This is a genomic window from Nocardia sp. NPDC057668 (genome assembly GCF_042799795.1).
Classification (GTDB): Bacteria; Actinomycetota; Actinomycetes; order Mycobacteriales; family Mycobacteriaceae; genus Nocardia.
The window spans coordinates 692,787-711,096 of the sequence record NZ_JBHVIC010000003.1 but is presented as its reverse complement, the minus strand read 5'-3'; the positions used below and the strand labels follow the sequence as shown (position 1 = coordinate 711,096).

Annotated in this window: 14 protein-coding genes; 7 read left to right on the top strand and 7 right to left on the bottom strand. The window is 67.5% G+C overall.

Features of this window, described 5'->3' with window-relative positions; all coding sequences use genetic code 11:
* Positions 1 to 14 precede the first annotated feature (14 nt).
* Positions 15 to 1,496, top strand: coding sequence for a DUF222 domain-containing protein (locus tag ACFVBH_RS21815; protein ID WP_379003845.1), 1,482 nt, complete (start codon positions 15 to 17; stop codon positions 1,494 to 1,496).
* Between the two features lie 758 nt (positions 1,497 to 2,254).
* On the opposite strand, the gene ACFVBH_RS21810 is transcribed toward ACFVBH_RS21815, so the two are convergent.
* Positions 2,255 to 3,436 (bottom strand): erythromycin esterase family protein, encoded by a 1,182-nt coding sequence (locus tag ACFVBH_RS21810; RefSeq protein ID WP_379003843.1) that lies wholly within the window; start codon positions 3,434 to 3,436, stop codon positions 2,255 to 2,257.
* 91 nt (positions 3,437 to 3,527) lie between these two features.
* Positions 3,528 to 4,388, bottom strand: a complete 861-nt coding sequence (locus ACFVBH_RS21805; protein ID WP_379003841.1) for a cyclopropane mycolic acid synthase family methyltransferase — start codon at positions 4,386 to 4,388, stop codon at positions 3,528 to 3,530.
* Positions 4,389 to 4,597: 209 nt separating this feature from the next.
* Here ACFVBH_RS21805 and ACFVBH_RS21800 point away from each other — a divergent pair, with 209 nt between their 5' ends.
* A complete protein-coding gene (locus ACFVBH_RS21800) occupies positions 4,598 to 5,509 on the top strand; it encodes an expansin EXLX1 family cellulose-binding protein (RefSeq protein ID WP_354990815.1) in 912 nt (303 codons plus the stop codon).
* A 173-nt stretch (positions 5,510 to 5,682) separates the two neighbouring features.
* Positions 5,683 to 6,525, top strand: a complete 843-nt coding sequence (locus ACFVBH_RS21795) for an alpha/beta fold hydrolase (RefSeq protein ID WP_379003839.1) — start codon at positions 5,683 to 5,685, stop codon at positions 6,523 to 6,525.
* A gap of 10 nt (positions 6,526 to 6,535) precedes the next feature.
* On the opposite strand, the gene ACFVBH_RS21790 is transcribed toward ACFVBH_RS21795, so the two are convergent.
* Positions 6,536 to 7,936 (bottom strand): wax ester/triacylglycerol synthase family O-acyltransferase, encoded by a 1,401-nt coding sequence (locus ACFVBH_RS21790; RefSeq protein ID WP_354990813.1) that lies wholly within the window; start codon positions 7,934 to 7,936, stop codon positions 6,536 to 6,538.
* A 307-nt stretch (positions 7,937 to 8,243) separates the two neighbouring features.
* Between ACFVBH_RS21790 and ACFVBH_RS21785 the strand changes: the two genes are divergently transcribed.
* Positions 8,244 to 8,855, top strand: coding sequence for a cutinase family protein (locus tag ACFVBH_RS21785; RefSeq protein ID WP_379003835.1), 612 nt, complete (start codon positions 8,244 to 8,246; stop codon positions 8,853 to 8,855).
* A gap of 156 nt (positions 8,856 to 9,011) precedes the next feature.
* Here the strand turns inward: ACFVBH_RS21785 and ACFVBH_RS21780 are convergent, their stop codons facing one another.
* Positions 9,012 to 11,057, bottom strand: coding sequence for an SDR family oxidoreductase (locus ACFVBH_RS21780; protein ID WP_379003833.1), 2,046 nt, complete (start codon positions 11,055 to 11,057; stop codon positions 9,012 to 9,014).
* Positions 11,058 to 11,502: 445 nt separating this feature from the next.
* Between ACFVBH_RS21780 and ACFVBH_RS21775 the strand changes: the two genes are divergently transcribed.
* Both ACFVBH_RS21775 and ACFVBH_RS21770 read left to right on the top strand, forming a co-directional pair.
* Positions 11,503 to 12,054 (top strand): Uma2 family endonuclease, encoded by a 552-nt coding sequence (locus ACFVBH_RS21775; protein ID WP_354990810.1) that lies wholly within the window; start codon positions 11,503 to 11,505, stop codon positions 12,052 to 12,054.
* Positions 12,055 to 12,076: 22 nt separating this feature from the next.
* A complete protein-coding gene (locus ACFVBH_RS21770; protein ID WP_354990809.1) occupies positions 12,077 to 12,577 on the top strand; it encodes an isoprenylcysteine carboxylmethyltransferase family protein in 501 nt (166 codons plus the stop codon).
* On the opposite strand, the gene ACFVBH_RS21765 is transcribed toward ACFVBH_RS21770, so the two are convergent.
* From ACFVBH_RS21765 to ACFVBH_RS21755, 3 genes are all read right to left on the bottom strand, one after another.
* Positions 12,574 to 13,428 (bottom strand): amidohydrolase family protein, encoded by an 855-nt coding sequence (locus tag ACFVBH_RS21765; protein ID WP_379003829.1) that lies wholly within the window; start codon positions 13,426 to 13,428, stop codon positions 12,574 to 12,576. The genes ACFVBH_RS21770 and ACFVBH_RS21765 overlap by 4 nt on opposite strands.
* 121 nt (positions 13,429 to 13,549) lie before the next feature.
* Positions 13,550 to 14,881 (bottom strand): glutamate-1-semialdehyde 2,1-aminomutase, encoded by a 1,332-nt coding sequence (locus tag ACFVBH_RS21760; protein WP_379003827.1) that lies wholly within the window; start codon positions 14,879 to 14,881, stop codon positions 13,550 to 13,552.
* A gap of 186 nt (positions 14,882 to 15,067) precedes the next feature.
* On the bottom strand, positions 15,068 to 16,297 hold the full coding sequence (locus ACFVBH_RS21755) for a hypothetical protein (protein ID WP_379003824.1): 1,230 nt from the start codon (positions 16,295 to 16,297) through the stop codon (positions 15,068 to 15,070).
* 79 nt (positions 16,298 to 16,376) lie between these two features.
* Here ACFVBH_RS21755 and ACFVBH_RS21750 point away from each other — a divergent pair, with 79 nt between their 5' ends.
* On the top strand, positions 16,377 to 18,302 hold the full coding sequence (locus ACFVBH_RS21750; RefSeq protein WP_379003821.1) for a protein kinase: 1,926 nt from the start codon (positions 16,377 to 16,379) through the stop codon (positions 18,300 to 18,302).
* The last annotated feature ends 8 nt before the right edge of the window (positions 18,303 to 18,310 follow it).

Here is an 18,310-nt window from a genome sequence, read left to right as displayed (position 1 = left end):
AGTAGAATAGGGGTATGAATTCGGGAGGGGAAACCACCATCGCGCAGAGTGTCACCGCACACGCTGCCATTGTGGAGAACCTGCTCGAATCGCCTCTGTTCTCGTTGGCCGATGCCGAGTTCATCGAGAAGATGCAGGAACTCGAGACCAGTTTCCGCATGCTCGAAGCGGTGAAGCAACGCTTCGTCCTCGAATGCGGTGTGCGGGGGTTGAACACGCAGGCCGGAGTGAAGAGTCTGATCGTGTTCCTGCAACAAACGCTGCGGATATCCCATTTCGACGCGGCTGCCCGGGTGCGGAACGCCGACCGGCTCTCCACCGTGTCCGAAGGATCGGTTCAGCGCCCACCAGTGTTCCCGCACATCGCCGCCGCTCAGCGCGCGGGAGAGATCTCCGCCGAGCACGTGCAGGCGATCGTGAAAGTTCTGGACCGGATCCCCGCGAGCGTGGAACCGAAATTGAAGGAACTCGCCGAACAGTCCCTGACCGACTTCGCATGCCTCGGTGACCCCAAAGGGGTGACTCAACTCGGTGTCCGGGTCCTGGCCTACGCCGACCCGGACGGGGTGTTGACCGCGGACACAGACCGGCAGCGGATGCGCGGGATCTGCATCGGGCGACAGCGCGCGGATGGGATGTTCCCGATCTCGGGTTTGCTGACTCCGGAGTTGGGTGCGGTGTTCCTGCCCATGTTCGCCAAGTTCGCGCGACCCGGCATGTGCAACCCCGACGACCCCGAAAGCCCGCACACCACAGCAGAACTCGGGATCGACACCGAAACCGAAACCGACGACAGTGACGCCGACACAGCCACCCTCGCTGCTCGTGCGGTGCTGCGAGCCGCTGCCAAGCGTGATCACCGCAGCGAAGCGCAACGCAATCACGATGCGCTGCTGCGGTTCCTGCACCCCGACATGGGACCCACCAAACTCGGCTTCCACCGTGGGCTGCCGGTCTCGACCGTGGTCACCATGCGCCTGACGGACCTGGAGCAGCGCACGGGGCTCGCTACCACGAACACCGGGGGCACGCTCTCGATCACCGAAGCGGTCAAGCTGGCCGCGCGGTCCACCCCGTACCTGGTGATCGTGGATGCCAACGGCCGCCCCCTGCACCTCTCACGCGGGCAACGCCTGGCAACGGTAGAGCAGCGCCTGGCGCTCACCGCCGTCGAGCGGGGCTGCACCCGCCCGGGATGCGACGCCCCCGCCACCCGCTCGGCCGTGCATCACATCAAGGAGTGGGCTGATGGCGGCGAAACGGACATCGAGAATCTGACGTTTGCGTGCGATGCCTGCCACGCCCAGGTCAACACTGGTCCGAACGGTTGGAAAACGATAGTGATGCCCGAGGATTCGGAGCATCCGGGCAAAACCGGGTGGATTCCGCCACCGCATATCGACCCGGCTCGTAGACCCCGGGTGAATTTCCGTCATCACCCGCGTGTGCCGAGTCCTCCGGGGATTCCGGGTATCCCGGCGCGGCGACTCTGCTAGAGCACTGCCCTCCAGCCGAAACCCAAACCCCCAAGCCCAACCCCAAAGAGCGGCATTGGTGTTCACTCCAGTGGCCGACGTAGCCGAGACCCGCACGCGCCGTGCGCCTTCCGGCGGGGTTCGGGAGGACAAGCAAGTACAACGCGGCAGTGCTGGTTACTTCGCCTGCCGTACCCGACTTCGGCTCCCCAGTTGGGAGCCTGTTCGCCCTTCCAGCCTGGCTGGATGGCCGTGGGAACCTTCTCGAGACCTACAGACAAAGATCCGTCATCGCTGAATGCTGGTACTGCCTTAGCGGGTGATTGTGGTGAGCGGTAGTCGATTCGAGGCGTGCTCGTACCCCCGCCGGTGGTGGATCACGTTTATCGGCCCGGGAGGGCTGGTACCGCCGTCGAGGCTCCCAACTGGTCCCCGCTGGGCCTCCGTTATCCAGGCTGCTCTTCCTGCGGTAGGGCACCCCACCGCAGCTTCACTCCCGAACGTGACAACGCTGGTTCTCGTTATCCAGTCGTCTGTCAACGCAACCATGCTCCCACCGCTCCGATAATCACCGAGCCGGTCAACCTCAAAGGTGCCCCCGAAAGTCTTCCCCTCGGGACGCGCGAATGACTACGCACCCCGCGGCAGCGAAAGCCGGGTACGCCGCCCAACTCAACCCCGGAGCCTGCTTTACCCTGCTCTCCCGAACCCCGCTGGAACGCAACGACACCACCTCGCTCGGCTACGTAGGCCACGGACGCGACCACCCCCACCCCCACTCAAGACAACCAGCTCAACGCAGTCGGCTCATGAACATGAACAACCACATCGAACCCACTCCGCAACGACGACACTCGAACATAAGCCTCATCATCCCGATCAGCGTCATAAACACCGCTGATGACACGAAGCTTCGTCGCCCCCGTCAACGCGGGATAAGGCCGCAGATCGATCCAGTGCGCAGCAAGCGGAACACTCCCCAACACGGCATCGAGGAAATCCGAAGGCGGTGCGGGAACACGGGTGATCCCCAGATCACCGTGATGAAATCCGAAGGCGATAGCCGAGTATCCGGCCCCGTAGTGCTCGCGCAGAACGCTGCCGACGGTGTCATGGCCCTCGTCCGTGTCTCCGAAAGACGTTGGCGCAGCGGAAACATGCGCGATGCCATCCCAGAATATCAATCGCAGTCCCGTCGCGGTCTGCTGCGCGATGAGGTGTGCGGCCAGTGCACCCTCGTCCGAAGCGAACGAGCCGCGCCCCGCGACGCTGTTCTCGTGGAAGTCGACGATCAATTGCATGTGGCCGCTGATATCGGCCGGCAGTTCGGGAATGGCGCGCAGCAGAGTGGCTGCGTCTCGAGCGTGCTCGGCGAAGGGCCGTCCCGGATGGAAACCCTTGGCGCGCTGCACATGTTCGTCCACCGTGTGCGCGGTGCGGATGGGGGTCAGGTGGGCGTTCAGCGCGGGTAGTTCGCTCGGCGCGTACTCCTGCACCGCGGTCAGGACGGCGTCGTAGTCGGCCGATTGCGCTTGTGGTGGCCGGATGCTCAGGATGCGAATGGGATTGTCCGCGTGGCTGCGGTTGAAGTCGCGGATCCACTCCAGTGCCGCTGCCATTTCCATTGATCGCCAGGGGCCCCAGGCATTGGTCAGGGCATCCGCTCCGTTGCCCGTGCCGGTGCGCACGAAGGCGTCGAGTTCGTCGGCGACATCGCCGCTGTCCTGGATTACCAATCCGCGGAAACCGTGATCCGCGAACAATATTCGAGAGATGAGATCGCGGGCGATGAAGGATTCGTGTGCGAAACGAGTGGCATCGCCGACGCCGACCACGGTGGCCGTGGCGAGTGTATCCGCGATGGTGTGCAGGGCTGCCGCGTCGAGAGGCTGCGCACCGGATAGCAGATCGGTCAGGTTCAGGCCGGTGGCCGGCGTTGCCGGTGGGGTGGTCGCGCTCATGATTGCCACTGTGCACCCTCAACAAATGTTGAGGTAAACCCCCTGTGATCCGCCGCACGCGAATTCCTGGCATTCGCGGTGCGGGGGTGCGCTACTTCACCAGCGTGAACTGCATGACGTCGAGGTGCCCGGCTCGGAAGTAATGCGCGCACCCGTCGAGATACTTCAGGTATCGTGCGTAGACCTCTTCCGAGGTCAGCGCTATCGCGCGATCGCGATTGTTGCGCAGTGCCTGTGCCCAGCGATCCAGGGTTTCGGCGTAGTGCGGTTGCAGTGAATGGATGCGCTGGACATGGAATCCGGTGCTCTCGGCCAGTGCCGGGATGGTGTCCGGCTGCGGCACCTGTCCGCCGGGGAAGATCTCGCGCTTGACGAAGATGTGGAAGAGGGCGTCCGCGCGCGTGACGGGGATGTCGCGGGTGCGCAGTTCGGCCAGTGTGCGGCCGATGATGCTGTGCAGCAGTACTCGCCCGTCGGCCGGTGTCATGTCCCGGCAGCGCTGGAAGAATTCCGGGTAGCGCTCCTTGCGGAAGTGCTCGAACGCGCCGATGCTCACGATGCGATCGGCTTCGCCCCGGTACTCCTCCCACCCCTGCAGCCGGACTTCGGCCACGCGTGCGAGTCCCAGTGCGTCGATGCGCTGCTGCACGTGCCGGTGCTGATTGCGGCTCAGCGTGAGTCCCACTACGCGCACGCCGTAGTGCTGGGCCGCGCGGATCATCGTCGCGCCCCATCCGCAGCCGATGTCGAGCAGTGTCATGCCCGGCTGCAATCGCAGTTTGCCCAGTGCCAGATCGATTTTGGCGGTTTGCGCCTGCTCGAGCGTCATGTGCTCGTCGGTGAAGTACGCGCAGCTGTAGGTCATCGAGGGATCGAGGAACAGCGCGTAGAAGTCGTCGGAGAGATCGTAGTGCGATTGCACCTGCTGGTAGAACGGCGCGAGCTCGGGCATGAGGGGTGCTCCTGGGTAGGTGGTCACCAGGGGATACGCAGCTCTGCTCGCTCTCGTTCTAGATCCATGACACACCGGCGACACACCGGGATTTTCAGACCGAGTTTCTGATTCGACCACCCGCTCTCGGCGTGGCTGCTTTCCTGAAGTGGATTCAGCTTCGTTGCAGCAAACAATGTTTGGCATCATTCGGAGGTTGGGGAACGGCCATGCACCGCACAGGGCTCGAAGAGGTCCGGAACGGGAGGCCGTGGCTGTGGACGGCGCTCGCGGCAATCGTGGTGGTGGGAACGGCGACCTGGGTCATGCGCCCGCAGCCGGTCAGCTGCCGTACGGCCGCGCCGACCACTACCGTGGTCACTCTGCCCGCGCCGAGTACATCCGAAGCTGCTACCACGCAGTCACTTTCACCGCCCACACTCCCGGCGCAGCCGGATCCGACGTTCGGGGAGGCGCGTTTCTACGCGTTCGATACCGGCGTGGCCTGCTCGCTGCCGGATCTGCCGCTGGATGGCTACTACGTGGGCGTCTCGACCGATGAGTACGACGGTTCGGCGCCGTGCGGTTCCTACGTCGACATAGACGGTCCGCTCGGCAGTGTTCGCGCGCAGGTGGTGGATCGCTGTCCGGGTTGTGCGCCGCACCAATACGATTTGAGCCGTGCGGCTTTCGAGGAGATCGCTGATCCGCACGATGGCGTGGCGAAGGTACGCATCAATCGCGTGCGCGATCCGAATCCGGCTCCCGAGCTCTACTACCGCGTTCAGCAGGGCTCGTCGCGGGATTGGCTGGGGCTGCTGTTCTCCGGGGGCGGCAATCCGATCGGTCAGGTCGCGCTGCTGCGCAATACCGGCGGGGAGTGGATTCCGCTGCGCCGCGGCTATGACAATTACTGGTCCGTCTCGGGTGCGGGTGCGGGTCCGTTCACCGCCGCGATCACCGATGCCTACGGCAATCAGGTACTGGTACCGGATGTCACGATCGCGTCCGGGCAGTTGCGCTACACCGGAATTCGGCTCTACGACATTCCCGATCCGGAGCCCGCGGCTCCCGTCACCACGCGGCCGCAACCGGTCGTGGTCACCACTGTGATCGCGGGCACCGAGCACTGCGATTCGTGACGAGGCACGCTCCGACATACCCGGATTCGTGTGGCATCATCGAGTGGAACGTGTTTCATTTCCGCCTGATGGTGCCGCACGCCGGGAGGCTTTCGATGACGAATTCCAGCTCCACGCAAACGCCACGGGAAGGACGTCGCCGGGGTCGTCGACTGTCCGCTCGTATCTCGACATTGACCGAGGTCCCCGCTGGTTCCATGGTCGAGCTGCCGGGCCGCGGCAGTACCTACGTGGTGGATCTGCCCGGCCCCGCCGCGGATTCGCCGAGCGTGCTGCTGCTGCACGGCATGGCCACCACCGCCATGCTGAACTGGTTCCCGTCGCTGCGTGAGTTGAACGAGCACTTCCGGGTGGTGCTGTTCGATCAGCGGTGGCACGGACACGGAATTCGCTCGGAGCGTTTCGATCTGGACGATCTCGCCGATGACGCGATCGCGGTGGGGGAGGTGCTGGGCCTGGATCGCCCGATTCTGGCCGGCTATTCGATGGGCGGGATCATCGCTCAGCTCGCCGCGCACCGGCATCCGGACAAGGTGGGCGGACTGGTACTGGCGGCGACCACGTACCGCTTCCAGGAGACGCGCCGCGAGCGCGCTTTCCATCGCGGCTGGGGTGTGGTGGCCGCGTCGCTGGCCGAGATGTCCATGCGCAGAGCCGAATTGCATCGCGACAAGATGCCGGTGCTGCCGGAATCGTCGTGGCCGGTCGGCCGAATGGATCGCTGGGCCATGTCCGAGATGCGCAGTACGAGTGGCTGGGCGCTGGCCCAGGCGCTGGCGGTGCTGGGACGTTTCGATGCCTCGGAGTGGCTGGGAAGTCTGAAGGTGCCCACGGCGGTGGTGATCACCACGCGCGATCGGGCGCTGCCGGTCCATCGGCAACTGGAGATGGCGAAATTGATTCCGGGAGCGGAGATCTTCCTCGCCAAGGCCGGTCATGCGGCCTGCGCACTCGAGGCGGACGTCTTTGTCCCGATTTTCCTCGAGGCCTGTCTAGCGGTTGCGGAGCGGCGTTGACCCTTTAGGGTCAGTGCTTTTCGCGGGCTGCCTTGAGCAGCGCGGTGATCACCTCGGGGACGGCGTCGGCGATCTGCTCCACGTCGGGGACCAGTTCCTCGCACGCGATGAAGCCGAAGTCGAGGTTGCCGTTGTTGGAGATCACGGTCGAGGTGAGCCCCGCGCCGTGGAATACCGGCCCGAATGGATACATCGAGGCGACGCGCACGCCGAGGAAGTACATGGGGAAGTTCGGCCCTGGCACGTTCGAGATCACCAGGTTGTGCACGACCGGGTGATGCTCGGCGAGTTTGAACGAGGAGTACGCTCGCGCGGCGAGTTGAAAAGTGTTGGGCGGAGCGTACTTCGCCCAATCCTGCAGGAAGTCCGCACCGATCATGCTGTGCTCCTCCTTGGCGCCCCGATTGTCCTCGGCGATGGCCAGCAGGCGGGCGACCGGATCCGCGAGGTCGGAGTGCAGTCGCGCGAAAATGGTGGATACCTTGTTCGTGCCCTCCTCGTGCCGTGAGGTGTCGTGCGTGGAAACCGGAACCGAGGCGATGAGCGAGGTTTCGGGCAGTTCCCCGTGCGATTCGAGGTACTCGCGCAGTGCGCCGCCGACCACAGCCAGCACCACGTCGTTGACCTTGACCTCGAAGGCCGTCTTTATCTCCTTGATATCCGCGAGGTCCGACTGCACGAAGGACACCGAGCGATGCGGTGTGATAGCTCGATTGAAGGGCGTGCGCGGTGCGGTGAAGGGCAGGGGCATGCCGCGGCCGCTGCCCGAGCGCCGGCGCTGCACCAGATCGCCGAGGATGCCGACCGTCTTGGGCACCAGCCCGACCAGTCCGAGTTTGCCGGGCAGGTGGACCAGGGCGTCGACGGCGAGCCGTACATCACCGGGTTCGGCTTCGGCGGCCGGGGTTTCGGCGGGCGGGGTGTGCGAGACGCCCGGCTCGATATCGCACAGGTGCATCATCATGTTGGTGCCGGTGATGCCGTCGACGATGGCGTGGTGGTATTTGGACACGATGGCGGCCCTGCCGTTCGGCAGGCCCTGCACCACCCACATCTCCCACAGTGGTCGCCGCCGGTCCAGCGGCTGCCCCGCGATCTCCGCGGTGATGTCCGCCAATTCCCGCCGCCCGCCGCCCTCGGGCAGTTCGACGCGGCGGACGTGGTATCCGAGATCGAAGTCCGGATCCGCGGCCCACACCGGGTGATCGAGGTTGAACGGCACCGTGTGCAGGCGGCGCGTCATGGCGGGGATGAGGTGCAGTCGGTTGCCCAGTTCGGCCTTGAAGGTCTCGAAGTCGAAGTCCACGCCGTCGGCGGCGGGGTCGACTATGAGCAGTGCGCACACGTGCAGGAGTTGGGTGTCTGTTTCGAGATAGAGGAAGCTCGCATCGAGCCCGGTAAGTCGTTCCATACCAACACACTATGAGAACTGGTTCCTGCTTGCGTGCCGATTGCGGTACCGCGCCGCGCCGGTTCGATGCGCTTTCGTTGCCTCAAAGTAGCTTGTAGATAACAAGTTTCATGATGATACAAATCGGCCCCAATTGGGTATCTCTCCAGTAGAACTCGTTGCCGCCGCTATCGGCGTCCGTACCTTGGGTCACATGGCCGGGTGAAGTGTCACTTGTCACTGACAAGAGTCACTCGGCCTCTCACAACGGCGTGAGAGGGTGAGAACAATGGGCGACCGAAAGGTTCTGCTGGCTGTAAATTGGCGAATGGCTTGGGTTTTCGCCGCCATGCTGATGGTGGTGAGTCTCTTCTACTACCCGGCTCCGCAGGCGCACGCGAACTGGTGCGCGGATGTGGACGTCGTGGTGGCGCGGGGCACGGGCGAACCCGGCTGGCTCGGAGACGTGGTGGGCAATCAGCTCTACGGCATGCTGCAGGATCGGCTGCCGGTGTCGATGAGTGCGTACCCCGTCGCGTATCCGGCGGACTACAGCTTCAACATCGGCGCGGGGAGCGCGAATCTGGTGGGGCACTTGGCCGCTCAGGCGGCGGCGTGCCCGGATCAGCGTTTCGTGCTCGTCGGCTACTCGCAGGGTGCGGCCGTGGTGCACGCGGCGCTGGGCACCGGTGCGGTGAGCTGGTACCCCGGCCGGGTGCAGTTGCCCGGCGAGCTGGGTGATCGCGTTGCGGCCATTCTGCTCTTCGGTGACGCGATGCAGGCCGCTGGTCAGGGTGTGCCCGGCTGGTATGCCGGTCGTACCGGAAGCTGGTGCACCGGTGGGGATCCCATTTGCGGTGCGGGCGTCAACGCGGCCGCGCACGTGAGCTACGGCGGCAGCTTCGTCGCCGCGGCGAACTTCGCCGCTGACCGGATATAGGCATCGGGGCGGGCCCGAATCTCGGGAGATTCCAGGTGCTCGCACCTGAAGCCCCGCCTGCCATTTCCGGTCCGGCCTCCGATGATTCGGCCCGGTGGGAACAGTCCCGCCGGGCCGAATCGCTGTGTGCGGGTGTGTGGTTCGGCCGGTTCGGGCCTACCAGTGCAGGCCGGGGACAGCGTTGGTGAAGCGCGCGGCCCCGCCGGACAGGCCCATGAGCGGCTGCACGATCGGCGCGAGCGCCAGCAGCGGACTGCGGCCGGCGGGTTCGGTCTCGGCGTTCGAGTCGCCGGTCGTGAGTCCCGCGACGGGGGCGGCGGCGGCCTTGGACTCGCCGAACATCCGGAAGCCCTGGTGCAGGATGGCGCGCTTCACCGACGGCATGACGGTGTCGACGAGTTGCGCGAAAGTCCCGATGGGGGTGTCGATTCGGCTGGGACGGTGTTCGAGCGCCCGCACCACCAGGTCCGCCGCCTGCTCGGGCGAGTGCACCGGAATCGAGCGGTACAGATCGGTCGGGGCGATCATCGCGGTGCGGACCAGCGGCATGCGGACCGAGGTGAAAGTGATTCCGGCGTCGGCGTTCTCGACCGCGGCGATCTCGCTGAAGTTGTCCAGCGCCGATTTGCTCGCGACGTAGGCCGCGAAACGCGGCACCTTGGTCTGCACGGCGATGGAGGAGATGTTGACGAAGTGCCCGAAGCGGCGTTCGCGCATGGACGGCAGCAGCGCCAGGATGAGCCGGACCGCGCCGAAGTAGTTGACCGCCATGGTCCGCTCGAAATCGTGCATGCGATCGGTGGAGTTGAGCACCGAACGCCGGATGGAGCGGCCCGCGTTGTTCACCGCGTAGTCGACGTGCCCGTGATCGGCGAGCACCTGCTTGACCAGCAGCTCCACCGACTTCTCATCGGTGATGTCGCAGACGTACGCCTGGGCCGCACCGCTGCGGTCGCGCACCTGCGCGGCCGCGGCCTCGATGTCCTCGGGGGTGCGCGCCACCATGAGCACGGTCGCGCCGCGCGCGGCGACGGCGTGCGCGGTGGCCAGGCCGATGCCCGAGGACGCGCCCGTGACCAGGACGATGCGGCCCGTCAGCGGATCGCCGTCGTGGCGGCGCGCGCGGTCGGGATCGAGGTTGGCGCGCCAGTACGACCAGAGCTTGTCGGCGTAGTCGGCGAAGGCGGGCACCTCGATGCCGGTGCCGCGCAACTGCGCCCGGGTGAAGTCGGAGGAGAACACCGATTCGAAGGCGGTGTGCGGGGCCACCTCCGCGGGAATTCCCAAGCGCTCCAGCACCAGATCCCGCAGGGCGGGCACGCCGGGGATGGCGCCGAGTGCGTGCAGGGCGCCGTGGCTGCCGGGCACGGTGCCGATGCCGGTGGGCGCGCCCGCGGCGCGGGCCAGGGCGGCGTAGATGTCGCCGAACGGCTGCGGTTCGGGGTTGGTCAGGTGGAAGGTGCGGCCGATGAGTCCGGGCTTGGTGATGAGTTCGACCATCGCCGCGCAGACGTAGTCCACCGGAACGATATTGGTCGAGCCCAGGTCCGGGATGGGCACCGGGAGCTCGGACGGCAGCGCCGCGAGCCCGTCGATGGCGGCGAAGAAGTAGTACGGACCGTCGATCTTGTCCATCTCGCCCGTGCGGGAATCGCCGACCACGATGGCCGGGCGGTACACGCGCCAGCGCAGGTCGCGGCTCTCGCGGACCAGCTTCTCGGCCTCGAACTTGGTGCGGTGGTACGGGGAGTTCAGGTTCTGCCCGAGGTCGAAGTCGTCCTCGAAGAATTTGCCCTTGTGATCGCCGGCGACCGCGACCGAGGAGACGTGGTGCAGGACCGCGCCGAGTTCGGTGGTCAGTTCGATGACCGCGCGGGTGCCCGCAACGTTGGCCGCGTAGGTGGCGTCCTCGTCGGCGGTCATGTCGTAGATCGCGCCCAGATGCACCACGTGGTCGGCGCGCGGGAGCTCGCGGTTGCCGTCGGCGTCGACCGGCAGGCCCAGGCCCGGCGCGGTGAGGTCGCCGACCAGCGGGAAGACGCGATCCGGCGCGCCCCAGCTCTCGGCCATCTCCCGCAGCTTGGCGACCGACGCCTCGCGGACCAGGGCGTGCACCACGGCCTGCGGGTCCCGCTCGAGCAGGCTCGCGACCACCCGGCGGCCCAGGAAACCGGTACCGCCCGTGACGATGTAGGAAACCATCGTCCCTCCTAACGAACTTGTTGGTGCGCAACGTTGTTCGTCCGACATGCGTCGGTGGATGTGGACGAGAAGAAAAGGGTTGGCCCCTTAGCAGAAAGCCGGGCCGAGGTAGGAACACCATCGTGCCTAACTGGTGGGTAACTTTACCGACCCGCAAATGCCCCCTCAACCAAATCGGGCTTTCCGGCCCTGTGGGAATGGTCACCACGGTGTAATTCGAGTTGTTGTGTGTGACAACGAGTTTGATGTAACTGCCGGAATCAGTTGATAATTCGGAACCCGGCGCCGGATCGATCTGTGTGCCCCGTCACGCGAATGCCTGGTATTCGCTGTATGTCCGAATCGCCACGCCGAGCGTGCGAATTCGCTGGTGAGCGTCCCGAGCGTCGATCTGCGGATATGTTTTCCCCGTCTGTGTCGATGTCGGATTCGCAGGAGGAAGTCGGTGATTCACCAGCTCGACCTACCGCCGTCCGGGGTGCGCACCCGCGCCGAATTCGACTCGCTGCCGGGCCTGCCGCGCGGGTGGGCCTGGGAACTGAGATCCGGCAGATTGGAGCTGACCCGTATGCCCGTCACGTTCTGGTACTCCCGGTCCGTGATCGATGTCCTCGAGTTCTGGCGCCGGTTCGGGTACGAGAGCGCCAGTGATCAATACGTGGCCGACAGCGGCTTCGCCCGTGGCGATACCGGGCAGCACAACTTCGTGGCCGACGGCGTGGTGTTCCGCCCCGGCCACAGACCGGACAAGCACAGCACCACGCACGATCCGGCCCAGATCTTCGCCGTCATCGAGGCCGTCTCGCAGGACGCCCAGGTGCGCGAGGCGATCGACAAGCTGCGCGTCTACGCCGCCCTCGGCATTCCCAACTACTGGATCGTGCGGGGCGACACGGCGGCCGAGGACATGGACGGATACATCAGCATGTACGAACTGGTCGGCGCAGAATACAAACTGACCGGCAGCCGCCGGGTATCGGAACTGCCCGCCTCCTGACCCGGCGACGATCGGCGAATCCATGCAGTCAGCGCGTGCCCGCTGGGGCAGCCTGTTGTTCACGGTGGTGGTGCCCGGCACCGTCGCGGGCCTCGTCCCGTTTCTGATCAGCCGCTGGCGCATCGAACACGATCTGCATCCCGAGGGCGTGTTGCAGTTGATCGGGGTGCTGCTCATCTTCGCCGGTCTGCCGGTGCTGCTCGCCGCTGTCTACCGGTTCGCCACCGACGGGCGGGGCACGCCCGCGCCGATCGCCCCGACCGAGCAACTGGTACTCGGCGGCCCGAACCGGTTCGTGCGCAATCCCATGTACCTGTCGGTGGTGCTCTTGATCATCGGGCAGGCGTTCCTGTTCGGGAACAGCCACGTGCTCTGGTACGGGGTCCTGGTGGCGGCGGTCCAGGCGTTGTTCGTCCGGTTCTACGAGGAGCCGGCCCTGCATCGGCGCTTCGGCGCGGACTACGACCGCTATCGCGCGGGCGTTCCCGCCTGGATTCCGCGCCGCACGCCCTGGCAGCCCTAGCCCAGGCGATAGGCGTCGGCGGCGTTGCCCGCGTAGAAGTAGCCCGCCTCCTGATCGGTGGCGTCACCGGCGACCAGGCCATCGACGATGGCGAGCAGTTCCGGGTGGGCGCCGCCGGGCGCGGGCAGCTCGGAGGCGAACATGAGCCGCCGCCAGCCCCAGAGCTGTACGCCGCTCTCGAGCCAGTACTCGAGTCCCGACCGGTTCGGGTGCGGGCAGATCGCGCCGAGCCCGGAGAGCTTGCAGAGCCACGGGGTCTCCTTGGCGGCCAGCGACAGCGCGTTGTGCCAGACCGCCTTGGCTTCGGCGTCCACGCCGTGCGGCGAGCCGAGGTGTTCGAGCACCACCCGCAGTGCGGGATAGCCGGCCAGGAAGTCGATCCAGTCCAGCATCTCTTCGGGCCGGGCCGCCAGATCCAGGACGGCGTCGCGGTCCTGGAGCCAGGCGGCGACGGTCTCGGCGGCCGCGGTGTTCGGGGCCAGCCCGCGCGGAACGCGGATGCCGCGGAACGCCACGCTGCGTGCCTGCTGCTCCAGGTGATCCACGAGTTCGGGCGCGGACAGCGCGGGATCGATGCCGCCGAGCAGCGCCACCGGCCGCGCGTCGGCGGCGGCGAGCGTCTCGATCCAGCGGGTCTCGGCGAGGTAGGCGTGCGGGGCGGTGGCGGCCGAGACGTGCACCAGCCCGGCGATCTCGAGCTCGCCGGCCGCCCGCTCGTAGTCGGCGAGCAGGAAGCTCTCGATCGCCCCGGATGTGCCGGTGGCGGTGGCGGATTCGGCTGCGCCGGGATACCACGGCCGGGTGGCGTCCCGCAGGTGCAGGTGGGCGTCTACGACGGGGTGGGTGGGCATCGTGGCTTCTCCTCATCGGTACGCAATCCATGAATAGTCGGTCAGCGCTGGAATTGCGACACATCTGCGCCAATCGCCGGGAATTGGCTCGAATGAGGCGGATTCGGTTCGTGGCGGGTGTTCAGTCCGCGACGCGGTCGGCCAGCCGGCGCGGCTCGGCTCGCGCGCGCAGCGCCGGGGCGACCGGCCGGCCGCGCAGCAGGCCGTGCACGCTGCCCCGTTCGAGCGCTGTGCGGTAGACGGCGGCCGCGTCGCGGGCGGCCTCGACGGTCAGGTCGATGTCGGCGGCGGTGTGGGCGGCCGAGGTGACGAACGACTGCCCCAGCACGCCGCGTTCGAGCAGTTCCTGTAGGAACAATGTCCGATATGACTGGGCGGGAACGCCGTTCGCGTCCGCGGTGCGAAACACCGCGCACGAGGGGCGGCCGGTCACCGACAGGTGCTCGCCGATGCCGAGTCCGGCCGCGACGGCGTTGACCCCGGCGCTCAGTTCGCGGCCCGCGGCTTCCATCCGGCCTACCGGATCCTCGGTCCGGTAGGCGTGCACGACCGCCCGGAACGCCGCCAGCGCACCGGTTTCCGGGCCGTGCGTGGTGGAGAGCAGGAACACGCGGTCGGCGTCGGTGCGCAGCCCGCCCAGCTCCATGAATTCGCGCTTACCGGCCAGGGCGGCGAGCGGGAAGCCGTTGCCCATGGCCTTGCCCCAGCAGGACAGATCCGGCCGCACCCCGTACACCGCCTGTGCGCCACCGGCGGCCCAGCGGAAGCCGGTGATCATCTCGTCGAAGATCAGCAGCGCGCCGTGCCGATCGCACAGCGCCCGAACGCCTTCGAGGAAGCCGGGCGCCGGTTCGGCGAGCGCGGTGGCCTGTTCCATGACCACGCACGCGACCCGGTGGCCTTCGAGCGCGTCGGCCAGCGACACCAGATCGTTGAATCGGAAACGCACCGTGCGGGTCCGCGGAATGCCCGCGTTCATGGGCGTGGAGCCGATGAACCAGTCGTCCACCGAGAAGAACGGCTGATCGCATACGGCCACGGTGTGGCGGCCGGTGGCCGCCCGCGCGAGCCGCACCGCGGCGGTGGTGGCGTCCGAGCCGTTCTTGGCGAACTTCACCATGTCCGCGCCCGGCACCAGTTCCAGGAAGTCCTGTGCGGCGAGCAGTTCGAGTTCGGTGGGGCGGGAGAAGCTCACCCCGTCGGCGACCGCGCGCGCGACCGCCTCGACCACCGGCGCGTATCCGTGCCCCAGGGTGACCGAGCGCAGGCCCATGCCGTACTCGACGTACTCGTTGCCGTCGCAATCCCACACCCGTGCCCCGGCGCCGCGCACCAGGATCGGCGCCATCTGCTCGGGGTACTGATCCGAACCCCGGGCGTAGGTGTGCGCCCCGCCCGGCACCACATCGTGCAGCGCGGCCTGAATCGCATTGCTGCGGGTGAAATCACGCATGCCGAACGTCCCTCCTGCGGGCACGGTTGTCCGAAGAAGGATCGACGGCGGATGTGATCGCCGCGATCGAGCGCCGTGCCATCCCACCGGCCCGGCGCCCCCCAATGCCCCTGCGGCGCAAGTGTAAGTCACTTCACCCAGGTGGGCGCGCTACCGCGGAGCACATCCGCCTGCGCTCCCGGTGGCTCAGAGCGCGTTCGCGATGAGTGCGTACTGGGCGCTCACCTTCTGCCGGGCATCCTCGTGCGAGTCCGAATTGACGATGGCGACATAGCGTTTGTAGGCGACGTAGCACCGGTACAGATCGTCGGTGGTGCGGTGGAAGCAGCTCGCGCCCGGCAGTTCCTCGGGGGCGGCGGCGGGGACGAACGCCGCGCCGATGACCCCGGTGAGTCCGGTGAGCAGGTTGATCGCCGCGCCGCCGTCGCGGGCGCGCACCAGGGAGCCGTCGTCCACGATGGCCAGGCGGTCCGCGCCGGTGTCGGTGAACAGGCGCTCGGTGCGGGATTGGTCGGCCGAATTGTGCAGGAAGGCAACGGGGGAGTAGACGGCGAAGGAGTCGGGGTCGGGGGTGCGCGAGCCGCGATGGGCCGTGACCACCCGCGCCAGCAGGTTGTCCGGATCCACCTTCAGATCCGCGATGTCCTCCGCCGGTGTCGGTGCGAAGGCGTCCAGCAGGCGGACCTGGGCGTCGAGTGTCTTGCGCACCCATTCGGTGAGGTCGGCGCCATCGGCGCGCGGCCGCTGCACCAGCAGCGATATGACGAAATCCCCGTGCGCCATGAAGGTTCCGACGTTCGCCACGCCGGGCCGCCAGTGGATGAAGGCGTCGGGGAAGGCGGTCAGATTCAGCCGCCTGTTCTGGTCCGCGGCGACGGCGAAGTCGACGTCCTCCAGTTCGCGGGCGGCGAGCTTTGCGGCCGCGGCGCCGGGAAAGCGCAGCAGCAGAACGGTGACCGAGGTCGTGGTGGCGGCGGGCCGCTCGGACCCGGCCGGATCGGCGGCGTCGGCGCTGCCCGCCGCGTAGCCGGTGATCAGCTCCTGGCGTTCGAGCACCGCTGCCGAATCCGAAGCCAGGAAGCCGGATTCGGCGTCGGCGGCGTCCAGCACCACGCGGCCGCCGCGACCCGAGGTCAGCGTCGCGTCGATCGCGGGTCCGATCGGCACCGCCCCGGACATGCGCATGCCCTCGAGCAGTGAGCCGTTGTCGCGCGCGTCCTGGTCGTAGCGATAGCGATCCACCGGGTACGCGCCCGTATCCAGGGTGCGGACGTCGAGCTCGGCGGGGACCGGATGACCGGCGACGCCGCAGGCGGTGAGCCCGGCGAGAGCTACGGCCAGCAGATATCGGGACAGGGGCGGGAATGTGCGACGTGACGTACGCGGCATGGTGACCTCGATTCCGCTCGGTCCCACGCTGCGACCGGGGACCGCTGTCCACCCAATTGTGCGTTACCGTGGTCGGCAGTAGGCGGTAGTCGGAGGTAGTGGGGATTTGGCCAGGACACTCGCGCCGGGGCAGTCATTCGCGGGCTATCTGATCGAACGACTGCTGGGTGTCGGCGGCATGGGGGAGGTCTATCTCGCCAGGGACCGGGACCTGCCCCGGCAGGTCGCGCTGAAGCTGCTGAATCCCGCCGTGGCCGACAATCCCGAAGTGCGCGCGCGGTTCCTGCGGGAGGCCGATACCGCCGCCCGGCTGGCGCATCCCAACATCGTCGCGGTCTACGCGCGCGGGCGGGAGCAGGACCGGCTGTGGATGGCCATGCAGTACATCGAGGGCACCGATGTGGCGGCCGCACTGGCCGAAGGGCCGCTGCGGCCCGATCACGCCGTGCGGATTCTCGGTGAGACCGCCGCGGCGCTGGATCACGCGCATCGCGCGGGCGTGCTGCACCGCGATGTGAAGCCGGCCAACATCCTGCTGGCCTGGGGGCCGGAACAGCGGGTGTTCCTGGCGGACTTCGGCATCGCCAAGGCGCTGGACCAGACCAGCCAGCTCACCCGCACCGGGGAGATGTACGCCAGCTTCCAGTACGCCGCGCCCGAACAGTTCGAGCTGCGCGCGGACATGGATCACCGCGCGGACGTCTACGCCCTGGGCTGCACGCTGTTCCACATGCTCACCGGCGGGTTGCCGTACCCGGGGGCGAGCACCGCGCAACTGGTGAACGGGCATCTCAACGGCGAGATTCCGCGGCCGAGTCATCGAAACCCGGGCCTGTCCATGGCGTTCGACGAGGTCATCGCGCGGGCCATGGCCAAGGACCGGGATCGGCGCTACGGCAGCTGCGGGGAGCTGGCCCGGGCCGCCGCCCGCGCCCTGGCCGAACCCGTGCGGGTCTACGACGGGCCGGACCGTGCGACCGGCGGTGCGCATCCGGGCTTCGGCACCACCCGAACCGGCTCCGGCGCACCGGGACCCACGCAGCCGGGGATGGGCGGGTCCGGCCCGTTCCGGCCCGGGCCGGGCGGCCCCGGCGGGCGTCCGGGTGCGACCGGGCCCCGGCCGATGCCGACCGGACCGACGCGCACCGGCTTCGAGCCGACGCGGTACGCCGATCGGCCGCGGACAGGAACACCGTCGACCGGAACACCACCAACCGGTGTCCCGCACGGCAGCGCCGGGCATGGGAGCGGCGCGCACGGCACAGCTCCGCACGGGAGCGCCCCGCACGGGAGCGCCCCCAGCAGCAGCGCGCACGGCAGCGCTCAGTACAACAGCGCCCAGCACGGCAGCGGTGTGCCGTATCTCGCGTCCGGCGGGGATCGCCGCGGCCCGGCGTCCGTCGACCAGGGTGGTGTGCCGACCGTTCACGGCTCACCCGGTTCCACAGCAGCGCAGGAAAACTCCGCACCGCGCGGTCGCCGCCGCAGGTGGCTGCTCGTCGCGCTGATCGCGGTGCTGGTGCTCGTCGCGGGCGTGGGGGTGGGGCTGGGCACCGGCACCCTGCGGCTGCGGATCGGCGGCAGCGACACCGCGACCACCGCGATCACCTCGACCACCGCGGCCGGCGACGGCGGGCCCGCGGTCACCGATCCGAGCCGGGCCGCGGCCATCGCGGCGGCCTGCGATTACGGGCTGCTGATGAACACCTACGACTACGGCGATGGCGACGGGTGGCAGCGCAAGGTGCTGGCCGGAGCCACCGGAACCTGGAAGACCCAGGCGGGCCAGCTGCTGCCCGCGATTCGGCTGCTGCTGGAGGCGGATTCGGAACACACCCGCGGCACCGACGCGAAATGCGCGATCACCTCCGGCAATTCCACGCATTATGAGCTCACCGCCGAGATGACCCTGGTCAACTCGACGCAGGGCAAGCCCGATACCACCGAACAGCAGACCATCACCATGTCCATGGATTACGTGGACGGGCGCTGGCTGTGCAGTAAGTGGGTCAGCCCGCTGTTCCCCGCCTGAGCGCTCGA